Source organism: Sporocytophaga sp. (assembly GCF_017745095.1).
GTDB lineage: Bacteria > Bacteroidota > Bacteroidia > Cytophagales > Cytophagaceae > Sporocytophaga.
On record NZ_JAGHZZ010000005.1, the window covers coordinates 137,903 to 151,870 of the forward strand.

The 13,968-nt window shown below is 35.2% G+C and carries 13 protein-coding genes; 7 read left to right on the forward strand and 6 right to left on the reverse strand.

Annotation, left to right across the window (positions count from 1 at the left end; translation table 11 throughout):
• Positions 1–7: 7 nt before the first annotated feature.
• Positions 8–1,072: an efflux RND transporter periplasmic adaptor subunit gene (locus tag J7604_RS09460; RefSeq protein WP_293894650.1), complete on the forward strand. Its 1,065-nt coding sequence runs from the start codon at positions 8–10 to the stop codon at positions 1,070–1,072.
• 1 nt (position 1,073) lies between these two features.
• The gene (locus J7604_RS09465) at positions 1,074–4,166 is read left to right on the forward strand and encodes an efflux RND transporter permease subunit (protein WP_293894653.1); all 3,093 of its coding nucleotides are present in this window, start codon (positions 1,074–1,076) and stop codon (positions 4,164–4,166) included.
• A gap of 29 nt (positions 4,167–4,195) precedes the next feature.
• Here the strand turns inward: J7604_RS09465 and J7604_RS09470 are convergent, their stop codons facing one another.
• Positions 4,196–4,804 carry an acyl carrier protein phosphodiesterase gene (locus J7604_RS09470; RefSeq protein ID WP_293894656.1) on the reverse strand — a complete coding sequence of 203 codons (609 nt, stop codon included), beginning with the start codon at positions 4,802–4,804 and terminating at the stop codon, positions 4,196–4,198.
• A 388-nt stretch (positions 4,805–5,192) separates the two neighbouring features.
• Here J7604_RS09470 and J7604_RS09475 point away from each other — a divergent pair, with 388 nt between their 5' ends.
• The 3 genes from J7604_RS09475 to J7604_RS09485 all read left to right on the forward strand — a co-directional run bounded on the left by J7604_RS09475 (position 5,193) and on the right by J7604_RS09485 (position 6,673).
• Positions 5,193–5,732, forward strand: a complete 540-nt coding sequence (locus tag J7604_RS09475; protein WP_293894659.1) for a glutathione peroxidase — start codon at positions 5,193–5,195, stop codon at positions 5,730–5,732.
• Between the two features lie 160 nt (positions 5,733–5,892).
• On the forward strand, positions 5,893–6,366 hold the full coding sequence (locus J7604_RS09480; protein WP_293894663.1) for a DUF6495 family protein: 474 nt from the start codon (positions 5,893–5,895) through the stop codon (positions 6,364–6,366).
• A gap of 13 nt (positions 6,367–6,379) precedes the next feature.
• On the forward strand, positions 6,380–6,673 hold the full coding sequence (locus J7604_RS09485) for an RNA polymerase alpha subunit C-terminal domain-containing protein (protein WP_293894665.1): 294 nt from the start codon (positions 6,380–6,382) through the stop codon (positions 6,671–6,673).
• A gap of 61 nt (positions 6,674–6,734) precedes the next feature.
• On the opposite strand, the gene J7604_RS09490 is transcribed toward J7604_RS09485, so the two are convergent.
• Positions 6,735–7,505, reverse strand: coding sequence for a trans-aconitate 2-methyltransferase (locus J7604_RS09490; protein WP_293894667.1), 771 nt, complete (start codon positions 7,503–7,505; stop codon positions 6,735–6,737).
• A gap of 130 nt (positions 7,506–7,635) precedes the next feature.
• Here J7604_RS09490 and J7604_RS09495 point away from each other — a divergent pair, with 130 nt between their 5' ends.
• Positions 7,636–7,995: a MerR family transcriptional regulator gene (locus J7604_RS09495; RefSeq protein WP_293894669.1), complete on the forward strand. Its 360-nt coding sequence runs from the start codon at positions 7,636–7,638 to the stop codon at positions 7,993–7,995.
• Positions 7,996–7,998: 3 nt separating this feature from the next.
• On the opposite strand, the gene J7604_RS09500 is transcribed toward J7604_RS09495, so the two are convergent.
• The 4 genes from J7604_RS09500 to J7604_RS09515 all read right to left on the reverse strand — a co-directional run bounded on the left by J7604_RS09500 (position 7,999) and on the right by J7604_RS09515 (position 13,420).
• Positions 7,999–9,150 carry a WG repeat-containing protein gene (locus tag J7604_RS09500; protein WP_293894671.1) on the reverse strand — a complete coding sequence of 384 codons (1,152 nt, stop codon included), beginning with the start codon at positions 9,148–9,150 and terminating at the stop codon, positions 7,999–8,001.
• Between the two features lie 210 nt (positions 9,151–9,360).
• A complete protein-coding gene (locus J7604_RS09505) occupies positions 9,361–10,488 on the reverse strand; it encodes an MBL fold metallo-hydrolase (protein WP_293894674.1) in 1,128 nt (375 codons plus the stop codon).
• A 537-nt stretch (positions 10,489–11,025) separates the two neighbouring features.
• Complete coding sequence (locus tag J7604_RS09510) at positions 11,026–12,021, reverse strand: glycoside hydrolase family 5 protein (protein WP_293894677.1); 996 nt, start codon at positions 12,019–12,021, stop codon at positions 11,026–11,028.
• 277 nt (positions 12,022–12,298) lie between these two features.
• Positions 12,299–13,420 carry an AraC family transcriptional regulator gene (locus J7604_RS09515; protein ID WP_293894682.1) on the reverse strand — a complete coding sequence of 374 codons (1,122 nt, stop codon included), beginning with the start codon at positions 13,418–13,420 and terminating at the stop codon, positions 12,299–12,301.
• Between the two features lie 164 nt (positions 13,421–13,584).
• On the opposite strand from J7604_RS09515, the gene J7604_RS09520 reads away from it, so the two are divergent.
• Entirely contained in the window at positions 13,585–13,968 is a 384-nt protein-coding gene (locus J7604_RS09520; RefSeq protein WP_293894685.1) for a DUF1398 family protein, read from the forward strand.

Here is a 13,968-nt window from a genome sequence, read left to right on the forward strand (position 1 = left end):
AAAGAAGATGACAAAGAAGAGAAGCTACATATTAATTATTGTATTAGCAATAATCTTTGTGTTAGTTGTATTGAGGCTTTGCAGCAATAAAAAAGAAATTGACAAATCTAAAGAGACGTCAACAACTTCACCAAAAGTAAGTGTAAATGTCTACAAAGTAATCAGACAAAATATTTCTGATGAGCTGCAACTGTTGGGTACTATAATACCAAATAAAACAGCTGTAGTGATTTCTGAAATTCAAGGTAAGCTCATAAATCTTCCTATCGAAAAGGGGGATGTAAAAGACAAAGGGGATCTTTTAGCTCAGATAGAAAGTAAAGAGCAAACAGCAGCAGTTAGAAAATCAGAACTTGCTTTGGAAAAGGCAAGAAAGGATGTAGAAAGATATACTAAGCTGTTTAAAGGAAACGCTGTGACAAAGCAACAGCTAGAAGAAGCAAAGATTGCATTGAAGACGGCAGACTTCAACCTTCAACAGGATAAAAAGAAGTTGTCGAATGCCAACATCCGTGCGCCGTTCAAAGGGATGATTACAGAAAGATTTGTTGAACCAGGAGCTACTGTTATGGCAGGCAATCAGATTGCGAGAATTGTAGATGTTTCTTCATTAAAGATAGACCTGTCAGTGGCAGAAAAAGATGCTTATAAGTTAAAGCTTAATGATAAGGTTAAAATTACTACCAATATTTATCCAGATACTGTTTTCGAGGGGATCATTACTTTCATAAGCCCGACAGGAGATGATGCGCACAATTATAATGTGGAGATCAGATTTCATAATCCCAAGGAAAATTCCCTTAAAGCCGGAACATTTGTGAATGTTGGTTTTGGAATATTAACACAAGGTAACCCTTTGGTGATCCCAAGGGAATCTCTTGTAGGAAGTGTTGACGATCCTCAGGTTTATATTATAGAAAAAGATACTGCCAGGCTACGGTCAATACAAATCGGACAATCTTTTCCCGAGAAAGTGGAAGTAACCAAAGGCTTGAAAGACGGGGATCAGATTGTGAAAACGGGATTGATAAATTTAAAAGACAAAACACCTGTTCAGATAATAGGACAATAATATGTCGATTACAGAAATAGCGATTAAGAGGCCAACCCTGATAGTTGTGATATTTACAGTGCTTTCCATTGTAGGTATTATATGTTATCAACGGTTGAATTATAACCTCTTTCCAAAGTTTGAAATGCCGGTTATTTCTGTAGTTACCATATATCCCGGAGCTTCTCCTGGAGTAATGGAAACCTCTGTAACTAAACCATTGGAAGATGCTGTTGCCACACTTGAGAATCTGGATAAGATAGCTTCAATATCTCAGGAGGGTGTATCTTTTATTACCATTCAGCTTACGAATGATGCCAATGTAGATATTGCTCTTCAAGACGCTCAAAGAAAGATTAACTCTGTTTTGTCAACACTGCCGGACGATGCGGAAACGCCATCATTGAATAAATTCTCTTTTGATGACCTTCCTATATTACAGTTCAGTGCATCTTCAAAACTGTCACCTATGGAATTCTATCAACTCATGGATGATCGTATACGTCCCGAGCTGTCAAAGATTTCAGGTATGGGACAAATAACGCTAGTAGGAGGGAAAAAGAGGAAGATAATGGTAAATGTGAAAAGGCAAAGGCTGGAAGCTTATGGTATTTCACTTTCTCAAATTGTAAATGTCATTAGGAGCGGCAATCAGGAGGTACCAGCTGGTGAAGTTAAAGGTAAGACGGATCAGTTTGACCTGAGGGTGGAAGGTGAGGTCAAATCATTGGCTCAGCTGGCTAATATGGTTGTATTAAAAGGTAAAGACGGTGGGCTTGTCAGATTGTCTGATGTAGCAGAGGTGACAGACGCTACAGAGGAAGTAGAAACATTAAGCAGGATAAATTATAAAAGTTCCATAGGCGTTCTGATTCAAAAGCAAACAGATGCAAATACTGTTCAAGTTTCCGAAGAGGTGAAAAAAATGCTTCAGGATCTGCAGGAAGAGTATAAAGATATAGGGCTTAATTTTATAGTATCATCAGATACCTCTACGTTTACGCTTGCCGCAGCACATTCAGTGCTTGAGGATCTGATGTTTGCAATTATTCTGGTAGCGCTTGTAATGTTGGTATTTCTTCACAGTATAAGGAATGCTGCAATAGTTATGGTGGCAATTCCGCTGTCAATTGTTTCTACTTTTATTGCAATGTATATTTTTAATTTTTCTCTTAACCTGATGACATTGATGGCGCTGTCATTGGTGATTGGTATACTTGTGGACGATTCTATTGTGGTGTTGGAAAATATATACAGACATCTTGAAATGGGAAGTGACCAAAGAACAGCTGCTCTTGAAGGAAGAAATGAAATAGGATTTACCGCATTGTCAATCACTCTAGTGGATGTTGTAGTGTTTGGTCCTCTTTCACTGGTAGGAGGCCTGATAGGAAATATTCTTCGTGAGTTTTCAATTGTAGTAATGGTGTCTACGCTGATGAGCTTATTCGTGAGTTTTACGGTAACTCCTATGCTGGCTTCCCGATTTTCCAGAATACTTAAATTTTCCAATGAAACTTTATTTGGAAGGTTTAATAACTGGTTTGAAAGGAAATTTGAAGAGCTAAAAGAAAATTATACAATACTTCTTAAGTGGTCTTTGCGTCACAGACTCATTGTGACTTCCATCATAGTATTAATGCTTATAGCTTCTTTTTCTTTGGTGCCACTAGGCTTGATAGGAAGTACATTTATTGCAGAAGGTGATAGAGGAGAATTTGTGGTTACTCTTGAACTTGATCAGACAAGTACTTTATACCATACAAACCAGGTTACAAGTCAGGTTGAAAAAATAATTTTGAAAAAACCGGTTGTAGTAAAGGTGTTTTCTACAGTAGGGCAATCTTCTACTCTCGGTTCCAATCAGCCTGCTAACAACATCTCCCAACTTACGGTCATAATGACAGATAAAAAAGAGAGAACTATCACAGTTGATGAATTTGCAAATGAAATTAAAAATGAAATTTCTCAAATTCCCGGAATTAAAGTGACGTCGACTCCAACAGGTCTTACTGGTGCTGCAGACGATTTGCCGATTCAAATTATCGTCAGAGGGACTGATCTTAAAAACGTAATGTCTTATGCAAATGAAATATTAGCGACTATCAAAAAAATACCGGGGATTAGTGATCCTGATTTATCAGTGAATGAAGGAAATCCTGAATTGGAAGTGAGACTGAACAGGGATAAAATGGCCAAACTGGGATTGTCTGTGGCAGATGTAGGAGGTACGCTTATGACGGCATTTACAGGGAATACAGATATTAAATATAGAGAAGCTGATGAAGAATATGATATCAAGATTGTACTAGATCAGTTTGATCGAAGAAATGTTGATGATGTTAAGCGATTGAATGTACAAAATACCAGCGGACAACTTATAACATTGAGTCAGTTTGCTGTTGTTCAGCAAAGTCGTGGGCCATCTAAACTGGAGAGAAATAATCGTATTCCATCTGTCACGGTGAAATCAAATGTGGTTGGCCGACCGGTGGGTACAGTAGGGGATGAAATCCAAGAGAAAGTAAAAGGACTGAAAAAACCATCAGGAATCACTCTTTCTTATGAGGGCCAGCTTGAACAACAGGCAGAGGCTTTTACTAGTCTTTTAGTTGCATTTATGATTGGTATAGTATTCGTTTACCTGATAATGGTGGCCCTTTATAATTCATATACCTATCCGTTTGTGGTGCTGTTTTCAATTCCTTTGGCTATTATCGGGGCATTGGTTGCTTTGGCACTGACTAAGGAAACCTTAAATATTTTTTCAATCCTGGGAATGATTATGATGATGGGACTTGTTGCCAAAAATGCCATTCTTCTGGTCGATTTTACCAATCATATGAAAGAAAAAGGAGCCAATACCTTTGATGCTTTGATCGAAGCTGGGCGAGAAAGGATAAGGCCAATTTTTATGACTACCTTAACGATGATTCTCGGAATGATGCCAATTGCGCTGGCCTCCGGAGCAGCCTCAGAAGCCAAAAATGGATTGGCCTGGGTTCTTATCGGTGGCCTAACCAGTTCAATGTTCTTAACATTGATTTTTGTGCCAATTGTCTACGAAACAATTGATGCTGTTATTTATAAAATCAGTAAAAGATTAAGTAAATAATCAGGTGTTTAAAATTTATTTATATGCATTTAAGCATAGATTTTTTGCTGTAAATCAGTGATTTCAAAATTAATAGGTGTTTCTTTCTCCATATCTTTCATAAAAAACATAAAGTCATTCTGAAAGCTGCTGTAATTTTCCATCAGGTCAAATATGCTTTCTTCAGAATTTACTCCCACTCTGGAAGTATGCGTAAGTTTTCTGATAATAGTATGAACACCTTCAATGGTTTTATAATTGTCTAACCATGATTTAGATAGAATCTCCGGGAATTTCGCAATTGTGCTATTAGGCAGCGTTGCGAGATTCTTTATCAACACATTATGTATTTTGGCTGCAAAAATGTCATATGGCTCATTAGAAAAACTTTCCCAATTTTTAGCTAAAAAATGATCAAAGAATACTTCTATAATGGCAAAGTTATTTTTCTTATTCTTCATTCTTAATCTATTCATGCTTGTATGCATGCGGGGATGTTCTATTGCTAATGTTTTAATTTTCTTATTCAGAATTATACCCTCTATCACATCATTGTTAAATTTCTTATAATTAGAAATTTTCGACAATTCTGTTAATAAAACACCTAATATTCTGTCTCTGGATTCTTCAGCTTTAAATGCATTAATTATGAAATTCATAGAGGTATCTTTTGTCTGTTTACAATACTAATTTGAATATTTAATTTCATAAAAACAATGCTTTTTAGATGTAAATAATTGATAATCAAAATATTAGATATGTGTTTGAGGCGCAACTTTATCAGGTGTTTAATTTATTAAAAAGTTGAAAATTTGAAAGAATTTCGCATTTTGTTTGAGATTTGGAAATAGGTGTTAGGCACAAACATCGCAATATTTATCTCTTAACTTTTTTTAAAAAAATCTACGAATATTAAATTATTAGTATAAAATTGGATAAAAATTGTGAAGGATAAATCCTAAAACCATTTTTATAAATATCACCTAAAATGTATATAACTATATGACTTTCAGGCAAAAAATCACAAAATTGCTTTATCCATTAATTATGAAATTAACAAAAAAGGATAAAGACAAAGCAAAAGTGCTTAATAATGAGGGTAATGTAAGTGCACCAATTTCATTTTATTCACTAAAAGCAATTAACAACAAGGGGCAGGAGGTTTCTCTAAATCAATATGAAGGAAAGAAGACGATCGTTGTAAATGTAGCATCAAATTGTGGCTATACGTCTCAGTATGATGCTCTTGAGAGGGTCTACGAGAAAGAAAAAAATAATTTGGTTATTCTTGGATTTCCAGCAAATGATTTTGGTGGTCAAGAGCCTGGATCCGATCAAGAAATCGATAGTTTTTGCAGGATAAATTTCGGGGTTTCTTTTCCACTGTTTAAAAAAAGCTCTGTCCTTCAGCAGGATAAAAATGAAGTGTTTTCATGGTTAACTGACCCTGGGAAAAATGGCTGGAATAGTCAGTCACCGGTTTGGAATTTTTGCAAATATGTCATTGATGAAAAGGGCAATTTAACCGGGTTCTATGCCTCTGCTGTAGACCCTGAAAGTGAAATTTTTAGCAAGGTTATTAAATGATGATAGTTTATTTTCGATAATAGATTATTAAAGGTTTCGAATGATCATTGGCTAAAGATGACTGAAAATTTATAGGTAAATTGGTCAGAGATTTTATCAATCATGAGACGATTGTATTCAGACTGATAATATGTTACTTCAATAAAATAAATAGAAAATAATGTCAGAATACAGACTTCTGAGCCTTGAAGAGCTGCAGGAAATGGAAAATGAGTTTGTTAATTACCTTGTTGTAAATGGTATTGCTGCAGAAGATTGGGAACGAATGAAATGTGCAGAACCAGCTAAAGCAGAGAGGCTTATTGAGCTTTTTAGTGATATGGTTTTCGAAACGATAATGAGGAATGTACAGTTTCTTGAGTATAGAGAAAAGAAAGAACTAATCACTTTTCAATGTTTGAGTGATAAATTGGTATTGGTCGGAATGAAGGCGGAAGGGGATTCAGAAGCCGATTTTACTTCTCAGGATTATATTAAAAGGGCAATGGTCAGTCCACCTGATGGACTTAAAGTGTATACTTCAGAAAAGAAATATCAGAAAAAAAGAGAAATAGAATTATTTGAAATGACACAAAGAGGTTGTTTTATTACAGAGGGTAATCTGTTTAAAACACTTTGCCTTGCCCTGGATTAATGCCTTTATAAATATGCCCACTTCTGAGAAAAGTCTGAGAATCTGCAAGGAAGGTCATCAATATTATAAGAGCAGTGACTGCCCTGTTTGTCCTGTATGTGAAGAAAAACGTAAACCTGATGCTGGTTTTCTATCTTTAATTTCAGCTCCGGCCAGACGTGCAATTGAAGGAAAAGGTATCACATCACTTCAACAGCTAAGTCAATATAGTGAAAGGGAAATATTACAGTTACATGGAATTGGTCCTTCTGCAATGCCTAAACTTCGGGATGCTTTAAAAAAAGAGGGGTTGGGCTTCAAGGAGTAATGAGACTGATAAATATTAAAATTAACTCCCGAGTCTTTATTGTAGACTCGGGAGCTTTTGTTTATGATTTGATCGCAACAATTCTTATTCTCACATAATCTGCCAACCATTTCCCGTCGCGGAAAATTTTATCTTTTAAAGAATTCTGCGTTTTCTCAAGAACATCTTCAATCTCATGCCCTGAAAGTCCTTTAAAGAATTTTTCACCAAACATTCTGAACCAGTCTTTCACTCCATTTTCTTTGTCTGTCAACTCTGTCGGTCTGTCAAAATGAATAGCATAGATAACTCTGAAGCCTGACTTTTCAAGAAGTGAAGTAAATTCACCGATAGATGGAAAATACCAGAATCGTATGTTTGAATTTTCAGTATAGCCGTTGGCAATAAATGCTTTATCCAATGCATTTAACATATGGTCCACATTGCCTTTTCCTCCAAACTCAGCTACAAAACGACCTCCCTGTTTTAATGCATTATAGACGTTATTGGCAGCCTTTGCAGGGTCTGTAATCCAGTGAAATACTGCATTTGAAAAGATCGCATCATACTTCATTTTATAGTTCATACTTTCTGCGTCTTCTACAAGAAAAGAAATTTCAGGATATGTCTCTTTTGCAGTATTAATCATATCTTCAGAGTGGTCAATTCCTTCAACCAGGGCTCCTGAAGCTGCTATTGCTGCTGCCAGCTGTCCTGTTCCACACCCAAGGTCAAGAATATGCTCATCCTTTCTGGGAGCCAATAAGGTTACAAGATCTTCCCCAAAATTGGATACAAATTGATGCTTATCATCATATAAGGAACTATTCCATTTAATTTTATTTTCATTCATAATAATCAATGTTATAGGTAAATTACACTATAAGTTGCGCATATCATCCGGATGTGAAAGCAAAGATAACATTGGAGTCTACTCCATGGTCAAGGAAAATTTTTTATGTTTGAAAAAAAATGAATGGATTATGCTTATAGGAGAAATTTCATTGAAAACTGGCCTTTCAAGAGATACTATCAGGTATTATGAAAAGATTGGTTTGATAAAACTTAATAAAAAGCAAAGGAGGGATAATAACTATAAAGAGTATTCAGCAGAGATTATTGAGCGACTGGAAATTATAAAACGAGCCAAGTATCTGGGGTTTTCTTTACAGGAAATAAAAGAGCTAATAGACGCCTGGGCCAATAAAACACTTACAGTTGATGAAAGAATAGAATTATTTGAAAGTCGGATAGCTTTGCTTGATGAAAAAATATTAAGGTTGAATGAAGTAAAATCTTTAATACGAAAAAGGATAAAACAAATTAAAGAAGAGGGTAAGTAAGGCTTATTTTACTAACATAAAATCACGGACATCTTCAAACTTTGCTGGGATTACAACTTCTCCGTTTTTATTAATGAAGCCATATTTTTTACCTTCTTTGAACCAAGCCAGATTATTATGGAAGGCTCCAGTAGATTCAAATTTGCATGGAATGATTTCTTTCCCTTTAAGGTCTATAAATCCCATTCTTCCATTAATAAAAATAGCTGTAAGGCCTTCATTTATTTTGTTCACTACTTTATAAGTAGGTCGCACCACCCATTTGCCAGAGGTATTGATTAACCCATATAATATTTCACCATTTACCCTTCCAGGAAACCAGGCTACATCATTTCTGAATTTAAGTAAATTCGAATAAGCTTCATCATAATTGTCGATTTCAACGATCAGTGTGGTGTCTTTAAGTGGCAATACAGCCTGGTCTTTCATGTTTATGATCATCCAGGTCCCTCCGTTAATTCTACCGTTTTCATAAACCCCTCCTTGATTGGCAAAAGCTTTTTCTTCACTGAAGTTTGTTATCCAGCTGTATTGATAAGGTACAAGGGTATTTCCAGTGTTATCAATAACACCATAAAGGAACTTACCATCTGGAGTTCTTTTTCCTGTAATTGCGAAGTTTCCCTGAAAGTTAAATGCAGTATCCCAGCGGGGAGAGATCAGAAGTTTTTTTTCTCGGTTGATATAACCAGCTTTTCCGCTTTTAAAGACAACCATAGCCTTTCCATTTTCAAAGTTACTACAAAAGCGAAACTGGGCAGGTATCACTTTTTTTCCAACGGAATCCATAAATCCATATAATCCATTTTCAAGAAAAGCCAATCTACCTTCAGAAAAGTGTGAAAAGTTAAATTCGGGTAGTTGGATTACCCAATTGTTATTTTTATCAATAAACCCATTCTTGATATCGTCATTGGTATATTGAACTACCTCAGCAACATTGTCATGAAAATTATTGGCTTCTCCATATTGAGGAGCTATCACCCAACTTCCGGAAGGATTAATAAACCCCCACACACCTCCTGATTTTGCAGGGGCAAGCAATAGAGCCTGCTGGTCATCCTGGCCTTTTAGGGTTAATGCCAGGCAAAATACAAATAGCAATAAAAGTTTATATGCTTTAGTATTCACTTCAAGAAATGATGGGTTTATCACAACAAATTACCTCGTAATCTTCAGAAAATAAAGGATTTTGCCAAATTTTTGTTTGGCTTATTCAAACCGGATTAAAGGGAAATTGTTATTGATCAGTATTTTATGATTTTTTCGGATGGTACAATATCATCTTAAAAAAATTAATCAAATGTAAAGAATTAAAAGATAGGTAAAAAAATAGGGATTCTGGATTTAATCAGAATCCCTTCTTTAATTTAAAATCTCTGTTTCCGAATTCACAGGTTGTTTTAATGTCCACCAATGACTGTCTGGGTAATTTTTATTTAATATTACTTTTTCTCCGATCATCGGAGTGGTGACTTTCATTCCTGTTTGTTGTGCATATTTCAGAACCCTTTGTACTGGCTCATTCCATGCATGTAGCGCTAGAGTAAATTTCCCCCAATGCACAGGAAGCAAGACTTTACTCTTCAGATCAATATTCGCTTGTACCGTTTGTTCTGGCAGCATGTGGATGTATGGCCACATTTCATTGTATTGTCCCGATTCCAAAAGAGCGATATCGAAGGGGCCATATTTATTCCCGATTTCTTTAAAGTGGGTATCATAGCCTGAATCTCCTCCAAGAAACAATCTGTGAGAAGGGGTAATCAAGGCGAAAGAAGCCCAGAGGGTCTGGTTTCTGTTCAATATGCCGCGACCAGAAAAATGCCTTGCTGGTGTAATGACCAATCTTATACTGTCCTTAATATTCGTTTCTTCCCACCAATCGAATTCTGAAATCTTATTTTGAGGTATACCCCAGAATTCAAGATGCTCACCAACTCCCAGTGGAGTTATTACCCTTTCTACTTTGGGCACTAGTTTAGTTATGGTTTCGAAATCCAGGTGATCATAATGATCATGACTAATGATGAGTACATCAATTTTGGGAAAGTCTTCTACAGAATAAATACGTGTGCCCAGATAGTTCTTTGAACCTGCATATTGCACAGGAGAGGTACGTTCGCTGAAAACAGGATCTACTAAAATATTTAATCCATCTATCTGAATAAAATATGAAGAATGGCCAAACCAAACAATTGAAGGTTCTTGAGATGGTTTTGCTTTGAGATCAGTTTTAACAGAAGGGATTTTAGTTGAAGGTTCAGTATTTGGTTTTTTTGAAAAATACTCCTTCAGCAGCTGCCAGTATGAGCCATTCTCAGCCATTGTAGGAGTTTCTGAAACATTTTGAAAACTACCGTTTTTATAATTGGGAGATTGTTTAATCTTTTCCAAACGTGCACCGGATGGATTTTTACCAAAAGATTTTTGCTGAAATATGATGACTGCAGCAAGAGTTAATAACAGTAAAATTGATAATAAAATAATCATTGCTTTTTTTAATATGCTCATCAGGAAAAACTATGTGCTTGTAATTCTATTGACGGATGAAGGTCAATAATATTTTTGAAGAGTACATGAAAAGTTAAAATTTAATTTCATGAAGGCAAACAAAAAGTGGAAGCTAAAAAGGGGAAGATGCAAAATTAAAAGTAATGGTCTTTCCTTTAGGCTTTAAGGAAAAACCTGTATTAAAGGATTTCACCCTAAATTCCTCTCCTGAAGGAAATAGCGGCCAACTTAAGAAAGAAACAATTATAAAATTTGAGATTTATCCTCAGCCTCACAAGTTCTCTTTGAAAGAAAAAACGAGCAACAGTTTGAGCAAGAGCAAGAAACCCTTTCTTTATTTATTAAAAGATCTCTTGCTCTTGCTCAAACTGTTGCTTATCTCTTCATGTAGTTACTAAGTTGACGGCTATGTCCTACAGGAGAGGGACTTTTGTGGTTATGTTGTTTTCTGGATCAGTTTAAAAACATAATTTTTTTGACTATTCCTTTCTCTTTCAGGAAAAGGGTAAGAGCCATTTACTTCTTCCGTTTCAGAATAGGAGTGTTCTTAAGAATCAATTCTTTTCTGATAAACTGTCCTGATGGTGTAAGGTCGGTATCAGACCAGTGCGATATATCTGAAACCGGAAGTAATATGGAAGCAGTCTCTTTTTTATTGGCTACAGACCAGTTGCACCAACTGATTTTATATTTGTCAAGAAAGGTAAACCATTCATTAGTTTCTTCTGCTCCAAATTTTCCGTTTCCGGAATAGTCGCATGTTCCAAATTCGGTAACAAATAATGCAACTCCTTTTTTCATGGCCTTTTCAGCTTCATCTCTTAAATATTGTCCATGAGAAACCGCATAAAAGTGTAGCGTATAAGCAATATTTTTATCTTGAATTGGATCTTCAGCGGCTTCGCTAACCATCTGAGACCATTGTCTTGTTCCTACGACTATAATATTGTCAGGGTCATGCTCACGAATTGCTTTTACAACCTGTTCTGCATAAGGCTTGATAGATGATTTCCAATAGGCGTCTTGCAATGGCTCATTATAAATTTCATAAATGACATTTGGGTATTTACCATATTTTCTTGCCATGGTGGAAAAGAATTTCTTTGCAAGTTCAGGGTTTTTATGAGCATGGTGACTATGATAATCAATGATCACATACATACCCAGTTTTATGGCAACATCCACCATGTCTATAATCTTATATAATTCATTAGGGTTTTCCTTATAACCGCCATCTTCATCAACTCCCATCGCCAATCTGACAATTGTACATTTCCAATCGTCACGAAGCCAGGTCAAAGTTTGTTCATTATAATATTGCCCCATCCATTGGCTCCAGAACATAGACATGCCCCTAAGTTGAACAGTGTCTCCGAATTCTCCCATGATGTAATTTCCATTAACTGAAAGTTGTCCATATTTTCTTACAATAGATTGCTGAGCGGATGATGGATTCGAAAATCCCAGCATGAACAATAAAAGTACTGATAAGAGTTTAGCATGTGTTTTCATATGGTTTGATATTGATTTAATGCAAAACTATCTGGCAATTGTGAAACTGAATTTGTAAAAAATGATTTCTTTTTTGCTTTTTGGTAAGTGGTAGATTATTAGATGTTTGTAGCTGGTTTGCAAAATTTACAATTTTCTTTGTAAAAGATTTAATTTATTGATTTGCAGATACTTTTTTGTGTAAGTAAGGAGGGGATTTATTGACTTTGCAAAAAATAAGACTTTCTTTGTAAATATTGTAATTTATTGAAAAGTAGGCGGTTGTTTGATTTTGGAATTACACCTTATTTTTCTTGCGATAGTCATTTGGTGAAATACCTAATGATTCTTTGAATACCCTGTTGAAGTGAGAAATATTTCCATAGCCTACTTTATAGGCAATATCAGATACCGGTAGTGTTAAATCCATCAGCAATCTTTTTGCTTCAGTAAGGCGTAAATTATTTAAGTATTGTTTAAAAGAAAGACTGAATGCATCTTTAATAAGAGAAGATATTTTGTTTTCGGAGAGTCCTGTTGCTAATTGTATTTTCTTAAGAGAAAGTTCAGAATCCTGATAATTGCTTGAAATGAAATTTATTACCTTTTGAAGATCCTGATCCGACTGACTGGTTATCTGAACTGGTGTATATTGAATTTCAACTTTTTGAACTTGGTCTTTTGGTTTTTTCCTGGTATATGAAATGATTCCTATTATCAGATAATAACAGATTAAAACAACTCCAGCAGTTTGATAAAATAAGGCTACATTTTTGGTAAACTTCAATTCTCTTATTGATATAGTATCTGGAATATTTTTACCTAATAGCTGACAATTCTGAATATTAATGATTTTTGTCTTATCAAACTCCAGTGATTTAAAATCCTTTTCGGAAACATTGTTTTCTGCATACCACCATGTTGGAGTTATAAACTTATCCAGAGGAATAGTGTATTTGCTCTGATCTTTTTTCAGATCAACATCTTTTACAAGATATCTATAAGTAAGTGTCTTTTCTGGGTTGGTAAAATCTGTAGCATGTAGTCCCAGAATTACCTGTGGCCTTTTACCATTTGTGGCCTGAATGTCCATCTCCAGATAATCATAATAAGTAAGATCAAAGAAGGAACTGTCTTTGGCGAATAAAGTAACTCCGGCATATGGAAACTGATACCCCTCTCCAAGTTTATAACTAAATGTGATGAGGGTATCATTTACTTTAATATCGTAAACCGTCGACGCTTTTTCTGGAGATTTCAGAGAATCAGAGTAAGAATAGATAAAAAAGTTTGCGGTGTCAGCTGCGTAAGGAATAATGGAAATGGTCTGGTGAGGTCTTCTCCATGTATAATAAAGGGAAAATATAATTACCGGTAGGATGATCCATATGATTAACCGATTGAAAAAACCTTGTACCATGAATTAAATTAAATCGACTTAAAAATAAATAAAGAATCGATCTAAAAAAAGATATAAACCAAGGATATAATTTCTTATTTGTGTGACTTATGTTACAATAAATGAGGTTCCATGAATTTGGAAATCAAAAGGTAAAATCATTAATTTCGGTGAAAACTTAATATATGGCTGATTTGCATAATAAGATCAATGAACTATATAAAAGCTCAAAGAGCTATCCGGATCTTGTTAAAAACTTAATTGGGATTGGTGTACAATCATATAGTGTAGAAGTATCTTCAGGTATCATATTATATCGATTTGTAGGAGGAGAAAATATTTTACATGGTGCAGTATCTATCCCTCGTGAAATATCTGAAAGCTTTAATCGACAGCTTGTTCTGAATGCACTTAAAGACACTCAGGAAGGAAGAACAACCTACCCTGAGTTTATGGATGATATTGCTTTCGCCGGGGTTAGATTTTATGAAGCGACTCTTAACGGAAATAATAAAAGAGTGACTTACATAGGCATTGGAGGAAGTTATGAAGAGGCAATCCCATTATAA

Bases quoted from the DNA above. Each gene is read 5' to 3' on its own strand.
- J7604_RS09460 (WP_293894650.1), top strand. From the start codon at position 8: ATGACAAAGAAGAGAAGCTACATATTAATTATTGTATTAGCAATAATC.
- J7604_RS09465 (WP_293894653.1), top strand. From the start codon at position 1,074: ATGTCGATTACAGAAATAGCGATTAAGAGGCCAACCCTGATAGTTGTG.
- J7604_RS09470 (WP_293894656.1), bottom strand. From the start codon at position 4,804: ATGAATTTCATAATTAATGCATTTAAAGCTGAAGAATCCAGAGACAGA.
- J7604_RS09475 (WP_293894659.1), top strand. From the start codon at position 5,193: ATGAAATTAACAAAAAAGGATAAAGACAAAGCAAAAGTGCTTAATAAT.
- J7604_RS09480 (WP_293894663.1), top strand. From the start codon at position 5,893: ATGTCAGAATACAGACTTCTGAGCCTTGAAGAGCTGCAGGAAATGGAA.
- J7604_RS09485 (WP_293894665.1), top strand. From the start codon at position 6,380: ATGCCCACTTCTGAGAAAAGTCTGAGAATCTGCAAGGAAGGTCATCAA.
- J7604_RS09490 (WP_293894667.1), bottom strand. From the start codon at position 7,505: ATGAATGAAAATAAAATTAAATGGAATAGTTCCTTATATGATGATAAG.
- J7604_RS09495 (WP_293894669.1), top strand. From the start codon at position 7,636: ATGCTTATAGGAGAAATTTCATTGAAAACTGGCCTTTCAAGAGATACT.
- J7604_RS09505 (WP_293894674.1), bottom strand. From the start codon at position 10,488: ATGATTATTTTATTATCAATTTTACTGTTATTAACTCTTGCTGCAGTC.
- J7604_RS09510 (WP_293894677.1), bottom strand. From the start codon at position 12,021: ATGAAAACACATGCTAAACTCTTATCAGTACTTTTATTGTTCATGCTG.
- J7604_RS09515 (WP_293894682.1), bottom strand. From the start codon at position 13,420: ATGGTACAAGGTTTTTTCAATCGGTTAATCATATGGATCATCCTACCG.
- J7604_RS09520 (WP_293894685.1), top strand. From the start codon at position 13,585: ATGGCTGATTTGCATAATAAGATCAATGAACTATATAAAAGCTCAAAG.